We start from the raw sequence: 15,551 nt of genomic DNA, 5'->3' as shown, positions 1-15,551 counted from the left end.
CCGCGAGACGGGCTGCGAGCATTGCAACCACACCGGGTTCCAGGGCCGCATTGGTGTGTTCGAGGCGGTGCGCATTGACGACACGCTCAGAAAGCTGATCAATGATGGCGGCGATGAAGCCCGCATTGCTGCCCATGCGTTCCTCAAACAACCCAATCTCGGGTCTGCCGCCCGAAGCTTGGTCCGCGAAGGATTGACCACTGCTGAAGAGGGTATCCGGATTTCGAGGCGCGAGAGCGATGTGGCTGGTTAGGCTGGCTCTTCCCATAAGGCCATAGCGGCGTTACAATCTCGCATGACCGATCAATCAACCATGACCTATGCGCGTTATCTGGCGCTCGACACTTTGCTGGATGCGCAGCATCCTCGATCAGACTTGGATGACGAGATGTTGTTCATTATCATCCACCAGACCAAAGAGCTTTGGCTCAAACAGATTATCCGCGAGATGCGTTTCGCCAAGCAGCAGATTAATGCTGACGCACTCGTACCCGCTTATAAGGCGCTGGCGCGGGTTAGTCGGATTCAGGCCGTGATGACGTTAAGCTGGGATGTTTTGTCGACGATGACGCCTAGCGATTATACGCGTTTTCGTCATGTGCTTGGACCCAGTTCCGGCTTCCAATCAGACCAGTTCCGGACGGTTGAATATATGCTTGGCCTTAAGGACAAGGCCTTCCTTCAATATCAGGAAGATCGCCCCGAGGCGCAGGCAGCGATGCAGACGGCACTCGATCAACCAAGTATCTGGGATGATGCCATCGCAGCCTTGGCGCGGGCTGGCTTTGATATCGCTCCGGAACTGCTGGATCGTGATTTTGCGCAATCCCATCAACCGTCAGAGCAGGTCGAAGAGGCTTTTCTGCAAGTGTACCGCAATCCGGAAAAATATTGGGAACTCTATCAATTGGCGGAAAAGTTGGTCGATCTTGATGATGCGATGGCGACTTGGCGGCACAAGCATGTGCTGACAGTCGAGCGCATCATTGGTGGGAAAATGGGCACCGGCGGCACAGCGGGTGTTGCCTATTTGCAGACGACAGTCGGCAAGCGGGCTTTTCCTGAGCTATGGTCACTGCGTACCCAATTATGAGTTGGAGACACCTATTTTCCAAATCCTTGGCAGCGGACCCGGATCGTCTGCATTTTGCCGCGCACAGCCATCACCTCTGGCCGGATGCAAGTCATGATGGCCACATGGCTGCGTGGCAGGACGCGGCGGTACTTGCGGATCACAAGTGGGACAAGGTCATGGGACCTGTCTGGTCCGAAGCGCAGCAACATGTTGCTGATGAACTGAACCTACCTGACCCTGCGACGCTTTGTTTCGCTCCGAATACCCATGATTTCATTGTCAGATTATTGTCAGCCATTCCGGAACGGCCAGCCAAGGTGCTAGCGACCGATGGCGAGTTCCACAGTTTTCGCCGGCAGATGACGCGCTGGGTTGAATCGGGTGATGTCGTTTTAGAAGCAGTGCCAGCGGGGAACCTGCTGGAGACTGCTCGATCCGGTGATTATGATCTGATTTTTGCCAGCCATGTTTTGTTCAATAGTGGCATGATCGTTTCGGAACTTGATCAGCTTGCGGCTCTCTCTCAGCCCGAAGGGCCTTGGGTTGTGATTGATGGCTATCATGGTTTTATGGCGATTGAGACTGATCTGTCTCCCATCGCCGATAGAGTATTCTACCTCGCGGGTGGATATAAATATGCAATGGCGGGAGAGGGGGCTTGCTTCCTGCACGCGCCTCACGGTTTTGCCGAGCGCCCAGCCGTAACCGGTTGGTATGCGGCATTTGACGATCTCGCTCTGGCGCCCGGGGATGTTGGCTATGCACCGGATGGACGTCGGTTTCTCGGTAGCACATTCGACCCTTCTGGCCTCTACCGCTTCAATGCTGTGCAAGAAATGCTAAAAAGTGAAGGATTGGCAACAGCTGCGATTTCCGAACATGTTGCGGTTCTGCAAGCGCAGTTTCTGGAATCTGGACTGCTTACGGGTTTTGAACTGCTCAACCCGCTTGGCGATGGCCAGCATGCGCGTTTTCTGGCTTTCCGTGGGGAAACGGCACCATGGCTTCATGAAATGCTAGCGAATCAAAATATTGTAACCGATGTGCGCGGCGACGTCCTGCGGATTGGCTTTGCGCTTTACCATGATCATGCAGACGTGAAGCGTTTGACAAAAATAATAGGCAAATTGATCTGAACGATTTGCCGCTACGGCAAGTCGGCCTAGAGCTGTTTCTGGCAGTTTTAGTAGCTTTCTTGACGGATTTTTCCATTGACCTGAGTGTTTTCAGCCATAGGCTTAGCTGATCAATTAATTGCGACTCAAAAGGAAAGACCATGAGCGTTTCCGTCGATATTCAGAATGATGTAGCCCTGATCACCTTGGACGATGGCAAGGCCAATGCCGTTAATTTCGATCTGATGACTGCCATGAATGAAGCGCTGGACAAGGCTGAAGCGGATGCCAAGGCCATTGTTCTGACAGGTCGTCCCGGTCGCTTTTCTGGTGGCTTTGATCTTGGAATGATGGGTAGCTTTACCCGAGACGATTCCGTACGATTATTGGACCGCGCATCGGAGTTGGTGTTTCGCCTATATGGCGGTCCGCTTCCTGTAGTCGGCGCGTGCAATGGTCATGCGATTGCCATGGGTGTATTTCTTCTGATGGCCTGTGATACGCGGATTGGCGCTGCCGGCGATTTCAAATTGGGAGCGAATGAATCGATCACAGGGATGACGCTGCCGGTTTTTGCTGTTGAACTGGCGCGTGATCGGCTTAGCCCGCGCCATCAAACGCGAGCGATGATTCAGGCGTTTATCTATGACCCCAAAGGCGCGGTTGAGGCAGGATATCTCGATATGTTGGTCGATCCGGACAAAGTAATTGACCAGGCAGTCGCTATTGCTGGTAAACTCGCCCAGCTTCCCGGTCATGCTTATGCCTATCAGAAATCCGCCATGCGCAAACCGGCGCTGGATGCAATTCGAGCGAGCATTGGCAACCACCCCAATTTACGAAATTAGTCCGCTATCGATGCTGGTCGATCAGGATGGGGTTGCCATCGGGATCGGTCAGCATGATGTTAGCAGGTCCCTTGCTACCTTCGGCTTTGCTGTCTAGCTGCACGCCTGCTGCGAGCAGGGATTTCTCGATGGCCCGGACATCGTCAAAATCATCTATATCCTGTGCATCCTGATCCCATCCTGGATTGAAAGTGAGCATATTCTTGGGGAACATGCCTTCAAACAGGCCAATCAATGTTTCGTCATTTTTCAGGATCAACCATTTCTGGTCTTCATCACCGCCAAATTTGGAAAAGCCGAGCTTTTCATAAAAGGCTTTGGAAAGGGTGATGTCCTTGACCGAAAGACTGATGGAAAAGGCGCCGAGTTTCATCTTCATTCTCCCTGGGCAGGTTGATTTGTCGAACCTTAAGAAACCTTAGGGTCTCGTGCGATCGCAGTCGATGGATCGCAATAATCAAGCCTAGCAGATATTTAGGTTATCCATAGTCGCAAAATATAGGCAACAATCCCCAATATGGTAACGCTGCACAACCAGATGCCGGCCATCCAGGCCAGGCGTTTCCAGAACGGACTTGGGTTGGTTGTGACCATTAGTGATATCCGCCGGTCCCAACCTTCCCACGGAAAACCCAATAAGCCCAAGCCGTATAGCCAAGGATGAGAGGCAATGTCAGGCCGACTCCGACCAGCATGAAAATCTGGCTGCGTTCGGGAACTGCGGCGTCCCAGATGGTGATCTGGTTGGGTACAATATAAGGAAACATGCTGATGCCGAGGCCAGCCATACCCAGCGCAAACAGTCCAAGCGAAAGTAAGAATGGTGATGCTTCGCGCCGCTTGAACAGGCCGCGGAAGAGGAAAAAACTCAAGATGATGACCAGCAAGGGCACCTGACTGGCAAACAGAATATTCGGCATAGTGAACCAGCGTTGCCAATATTGGCCTTCGAGAAATGGCGTATAGAGACTGACCGCCGCCATTAGTGCAAGCGTTGCAACTGTAGCCACTTTCGCGAGCCGATAGGCTTGGTCTTGTGTTCTACCTTCGGTTTTCCAGATCAGCCATGTTGAACCGAGCAGCGCATAGCCAGCAACCGTACCTAGGCCGGTTAGGATGCTATAAGGTGTCAGCCAATCAAACCAGCTGCCCGCATAGGCGCGGTCGACGACTGTTACCCCCTGCAGCAGGGCACCCAAAATCATGCCTTGTGAAAAGGCCGCCGCGAGAGAGCCACCCGTGAAGGTAAAATCCCAAAATCGCCGATGCGCCGGATCGCGCCACCGGAATTCGAAGGCCACCCCACGAAAAACCAAGCCAAGCAGCATGACGATGATGAGCGGATAGGTGGCCGGTAGGATGATGGCATATGCAAGAGGGAAGGCGGCAAGCAGTCCGCCACCGCCAAGCACGAGCCACGTTTCATTGCCGTCCCAGACCGGGGCGATGCTGTTCATCGCTTGATCACGCTCTTCACCGACATCAAAGGCGGGGAATAATATACCAATCCCGAGGTCAAACCCGTCCATCACGACATAAGCGAAAACCGCAAAAGCGATGATGAAGGCAAAGATGATAGTTAGATCCATTACCTTTACTCCGTTGGCTCGGGGCTATGTTGAATGGCCGGCGTGATGCCGCCCGTGCGGACTGGGCCGGTTTCGATCGATTTGACCCCTTTCTCGTCGGAATGTGGTGCGTGGTTCATCAAACGTAAGACATACCAGGTCCCGATACCGAAGACGGCAAAATAGACGATGACAAAAGCGATTAACGAAGTTGCCACGGCCGGTGCAGCCAGTGGTGATGCGCTTTCAGACGTTCGGAGCAATCCGTATATGGTATAGGGCTGCCGCCCCACTTCGGTCGTAATCCATCCCGCGATTACTGCTACAAATCCGCTTGGTCCCATAAGAATGGCTGTGCGGTGGAGCCAAGGCCAGTCATAAAGTGATTTTCTTGCGCGGGCGAACAAGCTCCACAATCCTAGCCCGAGCATCGCAAATCCGATGGCGACCATGATCCGGAAGGACCAGAATACAATTCCGACGGGAGGTCGCTCGTCTATCGGCACAGTGTCCAGGCCAGCAAGTGGCGCATTTAGATCGTGTTTAAGGATCAGCGACGATAACTTGGGGATCTCCACTGCATAGTCAACGCGGTTTTCTGCGCTGTTGGGAATGCCAAACAGGATCAGGGGTGCACCGTCGGGGTGGCTTTCATAATGGCCTTCCATTGCCATCACCTTGGCGGGCTGATGCTCAAGCGTATTGAGCCCGTGCATATCACCAGCAAAAATTTGAACCGGGGCGACCAGCGCAGCCATCCACATCGCCATCGAGAACATCTTCCGCGCGTGGGCATTGGTTTTGTCTTTCAGCAGATGCCACGCACCCACCGCGCCCACGACCAAAGCGGTCGTCAGATAGGCGGCTATGACGGTATGGATGAGTCGATATGGAAAGCTTGGGTTGAAGATGATTGCCATCCAGCTTTCGCCCGGAACAAATTGTCCATTGGCGGCGATCTCGTGGCCAGTTGGAGTCTGCATCCAGCTATTGACGCTTAGAATCCAGAAGGCTGAGATGAAGGTGCCAACAGCTACCATCAACGTTGCCGTGAAGTGAAGCTTCTTACCGACTTTTTGCATGCCGAACAGCATGACGCCCAGAAAACCGGCTTCGAGAAAGAAGGCGGTCAGCACTTCATAAGCCATTAAAGGACCGATGACCGGTCCGGCTTTGTCCGAAAACACCGACCAATTTGTGCCAAATTGATAGGACATGACGATGCCAGACACGACGCCCATCGCGAAAACGACGGCAAATATTTTGAGCCAATATTTGAACAGATCCATATAAATCTGTTTGCCTGTTTTCAGCCACAGACCTTCGAGCACCGCAAGATAGCTAGCCAAGCCGATCGAAAAGGCCGGGAAAATAAAATGAAAACTGACCGTGAAGGCAAACTGAATCCGGGCCAGTAAAAGGGCGTCAAATTGTTCAAACATGCGTCATTTCTCCGCTGTTCAGAACATTATAGACCAATTTTGGTCTGAGCGGAATGCGAATGCCTTCGTGCTTGTTTCGGAATATGCAACTGGCTCTACTGAAGCTACTCCTCTGTCAGTAGATATTCTTGCCAGAAAACCAGACTCGCCCAGAATTGATAGTCGGCATTGGCTTTCTTTCGGAAGCCATGGCCTTCATTTTGGGCCAGCAAATGCCAGGCGGGATTGCCATTGCTACGGACCGCTTCAACAATTTGGTCTGCCTCGCTTGCTGGGACACGCGGGTCATTGGCGCCGGTGACGACCATGAGTGGGGTTTTGATCTCGTTAGCGCGCCTCAATGGGCTAATCTCTTCCAATTTGGCGCGTTGTTCCGGGACGCGTTCGTCGCCATATTCCACCCGCCTCAGATCGCGGCGATAGGCCTGGGTGTTTTCCAGGAACGTGACGAAGCTGGATATGCCCACCACTTCCAATCCTGCTTTCAGCTTATCATCATAGCGCAGCATTGAAGCCAGCGTCATATAGCCGCCGTAGCTGCCCCCGGTCACTGCGATACGTTTCCTATCAATCCGTCGATCCTTGCGCAGATGGTTAAGGAAGGCACCGACATCAAGCACGCTATTCTCCCGCTGCCACGGGCCGTTGTCGAGCGAAACGAATCTTTTGCCAAAGCCGGTTGATCCGCGGACATTGGGATAGAATATCGCGATGCCCAGCTCGTTGATCAAATAGTTGTTGCGGCCCAGAAAACGAGGCGTTGCCTGTCCCTCTGGACCACCGTGAATGTTGATGATCAGCGGCCGTTTTCCGCCATGTTTTGCGGGGTCGGGGCGATAGAGAAAACCGGACATTTTCTCACCATCGAAGCTGCTGATCTCGACCAGTTCGGGGGCAACATTATTGGCCGCATCCAGTCCGCCTGTTTCGCTTTTCGTCCAGCGCGTGATGGCAAGGGTTTTCGGGTTGATACTATAGGCATCGGTACCGGTTTGATTGCTGTTCAAAGTGAAGCCAAGCTCCCCCCAAGGCGCAAATTTGGCTCCGCTGATCACGCCAGCAGGTAGCGAATCTACGGTACGAATTTTGCCAGTTTCTATGTCATAAAATTTGAGCAGCGAACGCCCCGCCTGATTGACTTCAAAGGCGATCCAGCGCCCGTCCTGGCTGATGTCAAAGTCGGTAATGTCCCAGATTTTCTCATCGACAATTGGTTCGAATTGCGACGTTTCTATGTTCAAAATGCCCAATCTTTTCACATCGCTTCCATCGTCCGATGCGGCCCAGAGTCTGCCGTCCGGGGCGAATTGTAGTCCTTCATAGGCGACAGGCTTTGTGCTGTCGGTCAATTTGCGCAAGCTGCCTTGTGCAATGTCGATCAGGTAAAGTTGATTGTCGGTTACCGATACATAGTTGAACACCAGCAACTGCTTGTCATCGGGAGAGAAGTCGATCGCAAACCAACCACCGCCGGTTGACGCAACCAACATCGCGGCGCCTTCGGGATTGGCGGGGTCCATCAGGTAGATGTCATTATATAATCCGGTGCGCTTGTTCGAACCAAAGGCCAGCATTCTGCCGCTGCTCGACCAGGGGCCCAGACTGTTGCGGCTTTCGCCGTCCGTGAGTATTTTCGGCTGACCGTTTTCCAGCGCGAAAATCTGGTTCACCTCATTCCCGCCATTGTCTTTTTGAAACAGGAGAGCCGAACCATCGGGGGCAAAATGCGCGCGGTGCACAGGTTCGCTGGCAAAGGTCAATTGCTGCCGTTGTCCTAGGGGCGTGGAGACGCGGTGCAACTGACGGGTGTCGGCGAAGCGGGTGGAGATCAGCATGGCTCTGCTCTTGGGATCCCAATCGACAAAGCTGGCGGTGCGATATTCCATATAGGGCCGGGTCTGATCAACAATAGCCTGCGGGATATCGGGGATTTGGTCGGCGATCAGGGCTACTGGTCGCGGAGCGGTGTCATCCGTCGCAGCCTCTGCAACGCCCGCAAATATAAGAAATGCCATGACCATTTGGCCGACCTGCACAAACCGCATATGAAATTCTTCCTTCAATTCTTTCGCCATGCTTATGGACGAATGGTGTGAAAAGCAATTAGGGGGAGGATGATGTTTGATGGAAATGCTCCCTTTGTCCTACTCGATGATGTGCGTGCTGCTGGAGCCGCGCTAGCCCGGCTGTATCGGGACCCGGTTGAGATCATTCGGGTGGATCAATTGGAAGAGTTGGAAGCATGTTTTGACTCTCTGAGCCGGGCAAGATCGGCCGGAAAGCATGTTGCGGGCTATCTCGCCTATGAAGCGGGGCTTGGGCTGGAGGAGCGGTTACGCGATCGCATCGCCAGCGATAGGCCTGCGCCGCTGGCATGGTTCGGAATATTCAATGATTATAAAGAGATAGAAGAAGGCGGCGTGGAGGCGGGCCTGCCGGACCGTGATGGAGCCTGGCTTGGCCGGATCAAACCGTTGGTTTCGCGCGCGGCATATGACGCCGCTTTCCAATCTGTCCAAAACTACATCCAGGCTGGCGATATCTACCAGGCCAATCTCACTTTTCGGGCGGAAATGGACTTTTCTGGCCATCCTTTGGCCCTTTATGCCGCGATCCGGGGCAGGGCGCAGGCCGGCTATGGCGGCGTGGTGTTCGATGGTGAGAACTGGATGCTGTCCTTCTCGCCGGAACTATTCTTCGCGCTGAAAGACGGCCGGATCACTGCCAAGCCGATGAAGGGCACCGCCGCGCGCGTCACCGATCCGCAAGCCGACGCCAATGTACAGGCGCAATTGCACAGCGACCCAAAACAGCGCGCGGAAAATCTGATGATCGTCGACCTGTTGCGCAACGACCTGTCGCGGGTGGCGAAGCAAGGCAGCGTGAAAGTGCCAGAGCTGTTCCATATCGAAAGCTATCCGACCATTCACCAGATGACCTCCACCGTCACCGCGCAACTGCAAGATGGCCTCGACGCGGTCGACATCATCCGCCAGATATTCCCCTGCGGCTCGATCACCGGTGCCCCGAAAATCCGGGCGATGGAGATTATCGACGAACTGGAACAAGCCCCCGAAGGCAGCAAAAATGCCAGCGGGCCACGGGGCATCTATTGCGGCTCCATCGGCCGGATTGACGCGCCGGATGAAAAGGGCCGCTCCGACGCTGCCTTCAACGTCGCGATCCGCACATTCTTCATCCCCCCGCAAAAGGGGGAGGGCAAAGAAACGCTTTCCATCGGCCTCGGCTCTGGCATAGTGGCGGACTCGGACGGGGATGACGAGTGGCGGGAATGTCTCGCCAAGGGGAGATTTGCGAAAGTGGATGCCAATGCGGAAGGAGGCCATAAGGTCGACCTGATCGAAACCATGGCCTTTGATCCGGCCAGCGGCATCAAGCGGCTGGAACCGCATCTGGAGCGGATGAAGACCAGCGCCAACATCCTGGATTTCGAATTCGACCGCCACGCCGCCCGCAACGCGATCCAGGCGATTACCTTTCATCAGGAAAGCCCGGCGATGGTCCGCCTCCACCTCGGCCAATCGGGCGCGCTGGCGATTGAGCTAAAGCCGATGCCGGAACCGCAGGACGGCCCGGTCCCATGCCGGCTGGTGCCGATGCAGGCCGACAAGGCGGATTTCCGTCTGCACCACAAGACCAGCGACCGGCGGGTCTATGAGGTCGCCAAAGAAGATGGCGCCCACCCGATCTTTGTCGACGGGGAGGGCTTCATCACTGAAGGCGCAATCTGGAATGTCTTTGTCGAGCGCGACGGCAAGCTGCTGACGCCGCCATTGGTAAGAGGCGTATTGCCGGGCGTGCTGCGCGCGGAGCTGCTGGAGAGCGGGCAGGCGGTCGAGGCGGACTTGCGCGCGGCGGATCTGGCGGGCGGGTTTTTTGTGGGGAATAGTGTTCGGGGGTTGGTTGCGGCAGCCTGCTAAATCAGGCGACATCAGAAATGAACAAGACGCTGTTATAATTCATTATATTTGTCTTGCCAGATTGTTATAATTTGTTATATTTCGGCAATGAAGACGATTAGCTATACAGCTCAAGCGGATCGTGCATTGGTCAAAATGCCTCGGAAACAAGCGGAAGCTGTAGAAGCCAAAATCGAACAATATGCCCGAGATCCAGAAAGCCTCTCGGGAAAGGTCAAATCGCTTCAAGGCACGGATGCATTGCGACTCCGTATCGGCAATTACCGGGTCATATTTAACGAGGAACTGGTTGTGTTGAACGTTCTCGACATCGGCCACCGGAAGGCCATTTATAGAGGATTTCAGGGACCGGGAATATAAATTCCGCGGAAGACAAATTGCAAATGCATGACAGGTAGAATGGAAACTGAAAATGGAACTGAAGCCCCAATTTGAAAATGGCGGGAATGGTATAGAAACTGTGACGCTGACCCGTGCCGAATTCGATTGGTTGGTTGAGCAGGCAGAAGATGCGGCCGATCTTGCAGCTGCTTATGAAGGTCTTAAATCCCTGAAAGACGACGGAGCCATTCCGGCTGAGGTGGCGCGCGCTGTTCGCGATGGTAAGCACCCCATCGCAGCTGCACGGGCCTATCGCAAGATGACCCAGACAGATCTAGCGGAAGCGATTGGTATGACTCAGCCTGCTATCGCTCGTCTTGAGGCGTCCGCTCCCGGTACCGGTCGCACGGAAACCATCAATTCCGTCACCGAGGTGCTGGCCTTGCCCCGCTGGTTATTTGAACCGCGCATCGAGGAAAATCCGAAGGAGAAGCTGAGCCGGAAAATATTCAATGACAACGCTAACCCCGTTACGGGTAGAATATTGCGTGCTGCGCCTGATAAAAATACCGGCGTGGGTTCTTCCATGGTAAGGGAGAGTGAATCGGGCAAGTTTATCACTGAACGACCCGGGAAAACCACACGGAAGCGCAACGAGGCAAAAAAAAGTAAACGCGCATAAAAGGCTGAATTGCGCGGCACCCTGGATGGCGAAGAATTTTCTGTGTTGCTGGTGCCCGAAGACTAGCATCTTACCGGCTTGTCTGTCGTTTCTCCCCATCCAGCATCGGATGCTCAAACGTTGGCCCGACGCCTATGCTTATGCTTATGCTTATGCTTATGCCTATGCCTATGCCTATGCCTATGCCGATCTGCCGGAAAATATGATCCCCTGGCTCGATACCAGTGATCCAGAGATACCCGCACAATTTCAATCCCCGTGATATTTGCGAGTAGACGGCGGGCGCGTGCAACTCCATTAAGCGATCTGTAAATTCCGAATCCGATCCCGTGGAGATATGAATGACCGATCAGCCCGAAACCGCTCGTCTTGACACCCCCCGTCTTGAAACCATGGCCGTCCATGCCGGTACCGAGCCCGATCCGACGACCAACGCGCGGATCACACCGATTTATCAGACAGCCTCTTATGTTTTCGATGATGTTGATCATGCCGCCGATCTGTTCAATCTTGATACGTTCGGGAATATCTATACCCGCATCATGAACCCGACCAACGGCGCGCTGGAAGGCAAGATCGCGGCGATGGAGGGCGGCATGGCGGCGCTGGCGGTGTCTTCCGGTCATGCGGCGCAGCTGATCGTCTTTCATGTGCTGATGGACCCCGGCGCGCATATTGTTGCCGCGAAGAAACTCTATGGCGGTTCGCTCAACCAGCTTGCCCATTCGGTCAAGAAATTCGGCTGGAACGTCACCTTTGTCGATGCGGACAATATGGACGAGGTCAAGGGCGCGATCACCGATGATACGCGCTGCGTGTTTATCGAGAGCCTCGCCAATCCCGGCGGCGTGGTGCAGGATATTTCTGCCATTGCCGATATCGCCCATGCGGCTGGCATCCCGCTGGTCGTTGACAATACGATGGCCTCGCCGATGCTCTGCCGTCCGATTGAACATGGCGCGGATATTGTCGTGGAAAGCGGCACCAAATTCCTGGGCGGCCATGGTAACAGCATTGCCGGCCTAATCATCGACAGCGGCAAGTTCGACTGGACCAAGAGCGAGAAATACGCGTTTCTCAACCAGCCCAACCCCTCCTATCATGGCAAGGTCTTTACCGACGCTTTTGGTGAGCTAGCCTTCATCCTGGCGGCACGCGCCTTGTCACTGCGCGATCTGGGGCCAGCGCTGGCGCCGCAAAATGCCTTCTATATTTTGACCGGCATGGAAACGCTGGCGCTGCGCATGGAGCGCCATTGTGACAATGCTTTGGCCTTGGCGAAATGGCTGCAGAGCCGCGATGAGGTCAGCTGGGTGTCCTATGCCGGATTGCCCGACAGCGACTATCACGCGCTGGCGCAGAAATATCTGGGCGGCAAGGGCGGCGCGGTGTTCACCTTTGGTCTGAAGGATGGCTATGATGCGGGCACCAAGCTGGTGTCGGCGGTGAAGCTGTTCAGCCATCTGGCGAATATCGGCGACACAAGATCGCTGATCATCCACCCCGCCTCGACCACGCATAGCCAATTGTCGGGAGACGAGCTGGTGGCCGCGGGCGCCGGACCGGATGTCGTGCGCATCTCCGTCGGGATCGAGCATATCGACGATATCATCGCGGACATGCAGCAGGCGCTCGAGTCCCTCTGATGGCGGACGGGGCAGGCGATTATGTCTATGATGAAGACAGCGGTGAGTGGCTGAGCCCCGAAGAAGCTGCGGCCAAAGCGGCGGGACCGGACGTCGTTGATGCGGTTGGCAATCTGCTGGCCGATGGCGATGCGGTGACCCTGATCAAGGATCTCAAGGTCAAGGGCGCGGGGCAGACGCTGAAACGCGGCACGCTGATCAAATCTATCCGCCTGACGGGGGACGCGCAGGAGATTGATTGCAAGCATGACGGGATCAAGGGTCTCGTCCTGCGCGCAGAGTTTGTGAAAAAGCGCAGCTGACCGATTCTCCCTGTTGCAGTGCAGCAGCAATGATATTAGGCAGTCACGCTAATTCCTTGAGACAGGACTCCCCATGACAAAACTTTCCGCCGCAATCGGCCGTATCCAACCTTCCGCTACCATGGCCATGTCGGGCCGGGTGACCGAGCTGAAAGCGCAGGGCATTGACGTGATTGGCCTGTCTGCCGGGGAACCCGATTTTGACACGCCGGATTTCGTTAAGGATGCCGCGATCAAGGCGATCCGGGACGGCGAGACCAATTATACGCCGGTCGATGGCACGATGGCGCTGAAGGAAGCGATCGTCGCCAAGTTCGCGCGCGACAACGACCTGACCTACACGCCCAAGCAGATTTCGGTGAACAGCGGTGGCAAACAGTCGCTGTTCAATGCGCTGGTGGCAACGCTTGATCCGGGTGACGAAGTGATCATCCCCGCACCATATTGGGTCAGCTATCCCGATATCGTCAATTTCGCAGGCGGCACGCCGGTAGCGATCAGCGCCGGTGCCGAACAAAATTACAAGATCACGCCGGAACAGCTGGAAGCGGCGATCACGCCGAAGACCAAATGGTTGATCCTGAACTCTCCCTCCAACCCGTCGGGCGCTGCCTATAGTCCGGACGAGCTCAAGGCGCTGGCGGCGGTGATATTGCCGCATCAGGACATGATGGTGATGACCGACGATATGTATGAACATATCTGGTATGCCGATTTTCCGTTCACGACCATCGCTCAGGTCTGTCCGGAACTATATGACCGGACGCTGACGGTGAATGGCTGTTCCAAGGCTTATGCGATGACCGGCTGGCGCATTGGCTATGCTGGCGGCCCGGAATGGCTGATCGGCGCAATGCGCAAGCTGCAGTCGCAATCGACATCCAATCCCTGTTCCATCTCGCAGGCTGCTGCGGTTGCCGCGCTTAACGGTCCGCAGGATTTTCTGGCCGATCGTAACGCCGCTTTCGAGAAGCGCCGCGATCTTGTCGTGTCCATGATCAACGATACGCCGGGGCTAAGCTGCCCGACACCGGAAGGCGCCTTCTACGTCTATCCCGATGCCAGCGAGTTGATGGGCAAGACGACGCCCAAAGGCGCGGTGATCGAAACAGACGAAGACCTGATCGGCTATTTTCTCGATGAAGCACAGGTTGCTGCGGTCCACGGCGCGGCCTTTGGCCTCTCGCCAGCATTTCGGATCAGCTATGCGACGTCGGAAGAACTTCTGACCGAGGCCTGTACCCGGATCCAGCGGGCCTGCGCGGCGTTGACATAAAACCTCAGTCGGCTTTGTCGTGTCTCGCGGCAGTTCGCTACGCGAACGCCTCCGACGGGGCGGGCTAGCGCCCGACGCGCGGTCGCGCTTGCCTCGTGATGCTCGGTTTGATGCTTCCAATCTTGGTTAGTTCCTAACCGAGGCGCAGCCGAGGCAAGGCCGACCGGCCGCCGCGCCTTATGGCGCGAAAGCCAAGCGGACGGATGTCCGCGCCCGGCGCTTGAGGTTAAAATATAACCAACGCGCAGCGAACTGCCGCGAGAGAAAGGATATGCTTCCACCCGACACCCCTCCCACTCCGATAGAAAATCTAAACGCGGGCAAACTGAATATGATCTTGTGATCAGGTTCACAGAGGCGACAGGAAGGCTATATTAGAAGCTGTAACCAACAGGTGGGATGTTTCGAACAGATAGTAGCCCCAAGGAACCGACCATGATGAATTTCTTCAAATCCGATTTAACCTACAGCCTCGGTGGTGGGTTTATCGCGGGTGCGTTGATGCTGTGTTTCATGCAGCCAGAAGAACAACGCTCCGACCCAAATCCGCCGTCCACCGTTAGTGCCGCTGCACAGACATTCGGTTAAACGCAGATGGGACCGCTCCTCTCCCGAAGCATCATATTCGGCGGCGTCTTGGCCTGCTTTGGTGCGATGTGGGCTGGCGTGCAGAGCGCGTTACCCGATGATCAGCTTTCTGCGGTCCCTTTGATCAGTGAAGCGCATGCGGCTGAGAAAGCGACGATCATCCCGATGCCACGCGTCAGGGCAGATGAGAAAGGCAAACGGGCCGTCGCAATTTTTGCCGGTGGCTGCTTCTGGGGTGTCGAAGGTGTATTTGAGCATACCAAGGGCGTTATCAGCGCATCGTCCGGCTATCATGGCGGCAGCAAGCGCAGCGCTTCCTACAAGCTTGTAAGCGCAGGTCTGACCAATCATGCCGAAGCGGTGCGGGTGGTCTATGATCCCAGCCAGGTCAGCTATGGTCGGTTGATGCAGATTTTCTTTTCGGTGATTGCCGACCCGACGATGCTCAACGCGCAAGGGCCGGATCGCGGCAAACATTATCGTAGCGCGCTGGTGCCAATGAATGCGGGTCAAGCGAAGGCTGCTCGTGCCTATATCGCCCAGCTGGAAAAAGGCCGCTATTGGCGGCGGCCGATTGTGACGAAGATAGAAGCCTATAAAGCCTTTTATCAGGCGGAGACCTATCATCAGAATTTCATGCAGAAGAATCCGCGGCAGGGCTATATCGTGCGCTGGGACAAGCCAAAGGTCGCCAATCTGAAACGGTATTTTCCAAAGCTGTATCGCGGCCGCCCCGTTTCCTGAGCC

At 55.2% G+C, this 15,551-nt stretch carries 17 protein-coding genes and 1 pseudogene; 13 read left to right on the top strand and 5 right to left on the bottom strand.

Annotated features, from left to right (window positions below; all coding sequences use genetic code 11):
* The 4 genes and pseudogenes from ABJG22_RS14125 to ABJG22_RS14110 all read left to right on the top strand — a co-directional run.
* Window positions 1-253, top strand: a pseudogene (locus ABJG22_RS14125) (type II secretion system protein GspE); the annotation flags it as partial.
* A gap of 42 nt (window positions 254-295) precedes the next feature.
* The gene (locus ABJG22_RS14120; RefSeq protein WP_348020902.1) at window positions 296-1,093 is read left to right on the top strand and encodes a tryptophan 2,3-dioxygenase; all 798 of its coding nucleotides are present in this window, start codon (window positions 296-298) and stop codon (window positions 1,091-1,093) included.
* The gene (locus ABJG22_RS14115) at window positions 1,090-2,211 is read left to right on the top strand and encodes a class V aminotransferase (RefSeq protein ID WP_348020901.1); all 1,122 of its coding nucleotides are present in this window, start codon (window positions 1,090-1,092) and stop codon (window positions 2,209-2,211) included. Before ABJG22_RS14120 ends, ABJG22_RS14115 begins: the two co-directional genes overlap by 4 nt.
* A 140-nt stretch (window positions 2,212-2,351) precedes the next feature.
* Window positions 2,352-3,038 (top strand): crotonase/enoyl-CoA hydratase family protein, encoded by a 687-nt coding sequence (locus tag ABJG22_RS14110; protein ID WP_348020900.1) that lies wholly within the window; start codon window positions 2,352-2,354, stop codon window positions 3,036-3,038.
* Between the two features lie 4 nt (window positions 3,039-3,042).
* Here ABJG22_RS14110 and ABJG22_RS14105 read toward each other — a convergent pair whose 3' ends face one another.
* The 5 genes from ABJG22_RS14105 to ABJG22_RS14085 form a co-directional block, all read right to left on the bottom strand.
* Complete coding sequence (locus ABJG22_RS14105) at window positions 3,043-3,411, bottom strand: hypothetical protein (protein ID WP_348020899.1); 369 nt, start codon at window positions 3,409-3,411, stop codon at window positions 3,043-3,045.
* Window positions 3,412-3,512: 101 nt separating this feature from the next.
* Complete coding sequence (locus tag ABJG22_RS14100) at window positions 3,513-3,632, bottom strand: DUF2474 domain-containing protein (RefSeq protein ID WP_348020898.1); 120 nt, start codon at window positions 3,630-3,632, stop codon at window positions 3,513-3,515.
* On the bottom strand, window positions 3,632-4,627 hold the full coding sequence (gene cydB / locus ABJG22_RS14095; protein WP_348020897.1) for a cytochrome d ubiquinol oxidase subunit II: 996 nt from the start codon (window positions 4,625-4,627) through the stop codon (window positions 3,632-3,634). The genes ABJG22_RS14100 and cydB overlap by 1 nt, the downstream gene beginning before the upstream one ends.
* Window positions 4,628-4,632: 5 nt before the next feature.
* Window positions 4,633-6,048 (bottom strand): cytochrome ubiquinol oxidase subunit I, encoded by a 1,416-nt coding sequence (locus ABJG22_RS14090; protein WP_348020896.1) that lies wholly within the window; start codon window positions 6,046-6,048, stop codon window positions 4,633-4,635.
* Between the two features lie 104 nt (window positions 6,049-6,152).
* Window positions 6,153-8,123 carry a prolyl oligopeptidase family serine peptidase gene (locus ABJG22_RS14085; RefSeq protein WP_348020895.1) on the bottom strand — a complete coding sequence of 657 codons (1,971 nt, stop codon included), beginning with the start codon at window positions 8,121-8,123 and terminating at the stop codon, window positions 6,153-6,155.
* A gap of 39 nt (window positions 8,124-8,162) precedes the next feature.
* On the opposite strand from ABJG22_RS14085, the gene pabB reads away from it, so the two are divergent.
* The 9 genes from pabB (at window position 8,163) to msrA (ending at window position 15,548) form a co-directional block, all read left to right on the top strand.
* Window positions 8,163-9,989, top strand: a complete 1,827-nt coding sequence (gene pabB, locus ABJG22_RS14080; RefSeq protein WP_348020894.1) for an aminodeoxychorismate synthase component I — start codon at window positions 8,163-8,165, stop codon at window positions 9,987-9,989.
* An 87-nt stretch (window positions 9,990-10,076) separates the two neighbouring features.
* Window positions 10,077-10,349, top strand: coding sequence for a type II toxin-antitoxin system RelE/ParE family toxin (locus tag ABJG22_RS14075; RefSeq protein ID WP_348020893.1), 273 nt, complete (start codon window positions 10,077-10,079; stop codon window positions 10,347-10,349).
* A 52-nt stretch (window positions 10,350-10,401) separates the two neighbouring features.
* Entirely contained in the window at window positions 10,402-10,992 is a 591-nt protein-coding gene (locus ABJG22_RS14070) for a helix-turn-helix transcriptional regulator (protein WP_348020892.1), read from the top strand.
* Window positions 10,993-11,101: 109 nt separating this feature from the next.
* Window positions 11,102-11,254: a hypothetical protein gene (locus ABJG22_RS14065; protein WP_348020891.1), complete on the top strand. Its 153-nt coding sequence runs from the start codon at window positions 11,102-11,104 to the stop codon at window positions 11,252-11,254.
* 79 nt (window positions 11,255-11,333) lie between these two features.
* On the top strand, window positions 11,334-12,638 hold the full coding sequence (locus tag ABJG22_RS14060; protein ID WP_348020890.1) for an O-acetylhomoserine aminocarboxypropyltransferase: 1,305 nt from the start codon (window positions 11,334-11,336) through the stop codon (window positions 12,636-12,638).
* Window positions 12,638-12,940 carry an alkylphosphonate utilization protein gene (locus ABJG22_RS14055; protein ID WP_348020889.1) on the top strand — a complete coding sequence of 101 codons (303 nt, stop codon included), beginning with the start codon at window positions 12,638-12,640 and terminating at the stop codon, window positions 12,938-12,940. Before ABJG22_RS14060 ends, ABJG22_RS14055 begins: the two co-directional genes overlap by 1 nt.
* Before the next feature lie 73 nt (window positions 12,941-13,013).
* Window positions 13,014-14,216: a pyridoxal phosphate-dependent aminotransferase gene (locus tag ABJG22_RS14050; protein ID WP_348020888.1), complete on the top strand. Its 1,203-nt coding sequence runs from the start codon at window positions 13,014-13,016 to the stop codon at window positions 14,214-14,216.
* A gap of 435 nt (window positions 14,217-14,651) precedes the next feature.
* The gene (locus tag ABJG22_RS14045) at window positions 14,652-14,804 is read left to right on the top strand and encodes a hypothetical protein (RefSeq protein WP_348020887.1); all 153 of its coding nucleotides are present in this window, start codon (window positions 14,652-14,654) and stop codon (window positions 14,802-14,804) included.
* A 6-nt stretch (window positions 14,805-14,810) separates the two neighbouring features.
* Window positions 14,811-15,548: a peptide-methionine (S)-S-oxide reductase MsrA gene (gene msrA, locus ABJG22_RS14040; protein ID WP_348020886.1), complete on the top strand. Its 738-nt coding sequence runs from the start codon at window positions 14,811-14,813 to the stop codon at window positions 15,546-15,548.
* Window positions 15,549-15,551: the final 3 nt, after the last annotated feature.

It is taken from the genome of Parasphingorhabdus sp. (assembly GCF_039939955.1).
In the GTDB taxonomy this organism is placed as follows: domain Bacteria; phylum Pseudomonadota; class Alphaproteobacteria; order Sphingomonadales; family Sphingomonadaceae; genus Parasphingorhabdus.
Note: the sequence above shows the minus strand (reverse complement) of the source record. Positions and strands in the feature narration are given on the sequence as shown.

Coding starts and splice junctions, on each gene's coding strand:
- ABJG22_RS14120 (WP_348020902.1), top strand. CDS start 296: ATGACCGATCAATCAACCATGACCTATGCGCGTTATCTGGCGCTCGAC.
- ABJG22_RS14115 (WP_348020901.1), top strand. CDS start 1,090: ATGAGTTGGAGACACCTATTTTCCAAATCCTTGGCAGCGGACCCGGAT.
- ABJG22_RS14110 (WP_348020900.1), top strand. CDS start 2,352: ATGAGCGTTTCCGTCGATATTCAGAATGATGTAGCCCTGATCACCTTG.
- ABJG22_RS14105 (WP_348020899.1), bottom strand. CDS start 3,411: ATGAAACTCGGCGCCTTTTCCATCAGTCTTTCGGTCAAGGACATCACC.
- ABJG22_RS14100 (WP_348020898.1), bottom strand. CDS start 3,632: ATGGTCACAACCAACCCAAGTCCGTTCTGGAAACGCCTGGCCTGGATG.
- cydB (WP_348020897.1), bottom strand. CDS start 4,627: ATGGATCTAACTATCATCTTTGCCTTCATCATCGCTTTTGCGGTTTTC.
- ABJG22_RS14090 (WP_348020896.1), bottom strand. CDS start 6,048: ATGTTTGAACAATTTGACGCCCTTTTACTGGCCCGGATTCAGTTTGCC.
- ABJG22_RS14085 (WP_348020895.1), bottom strand. CDS start 8,123: ATGGCGAAAGAATTGAAGGAAGAATTTCATATGCGGTTTGTGCAGGTC.
- pabB (WP_348020894.1), top strand. CDS start 8,163: ATGATGTTTGATGGAAATGCTCCCTTTGTCCTACTCGATGATGTGCGT.
- ABJG22_RS14075 (WP_348020893.1), top strand. CDS start 10,077: ATGAAGACGATTAGCTATACAGCTCAAGCGGATCGTGCATTGGTCAAA.
- ABJG22_RS14070 (WP_348020892.1), top strand. CDS start 10,402: ATGGAACTGAAGCCCCAATTTGAAAATGGCGGGAATGGTATAGAAACT.
- ABJG22_RS14065 (WP_348020891.1), top strand. CDS start 11,102: ATGCTCAAACGTTGGCCCGACGCCTATGCTTATGCTTATGCTTATGCT.
- ABJG22_RS14060 (WP_348020890.1), top strand. CDS start 11,334: ATGACCGATCAGCCCGAAACCGCTCGTCTTGACACCCCCCGTCTTGAA.
- ABJG22_RS14055 (WP_348020889.1), top strand. CDS start 12,638: ATGGCGGACGGGGCAGGCGATTATGTCTATGATGAAGACAGCGGTGAG.
- ABJG22_RS14050 (WP_348020888.1), top strand. CDS start 13,014: ATGACAAAACTTTCCGCCGCAATCGGCCGTATCCAACCTTCCGCTACC.
- ABJG22_RS14045 (WP_348020887.1), top strand. CDS start 14,652: ATGATGAATTTCTTCAAATCCGATTTAACCTACAGCCTCGGTGGTGGG.
- msrA (WP_348020886.1), top strand. CDS start 14,811: ATGGGACCGCTCCTCTCCCGAAGCATCATATTCGGCGGCGTCTTGGCC.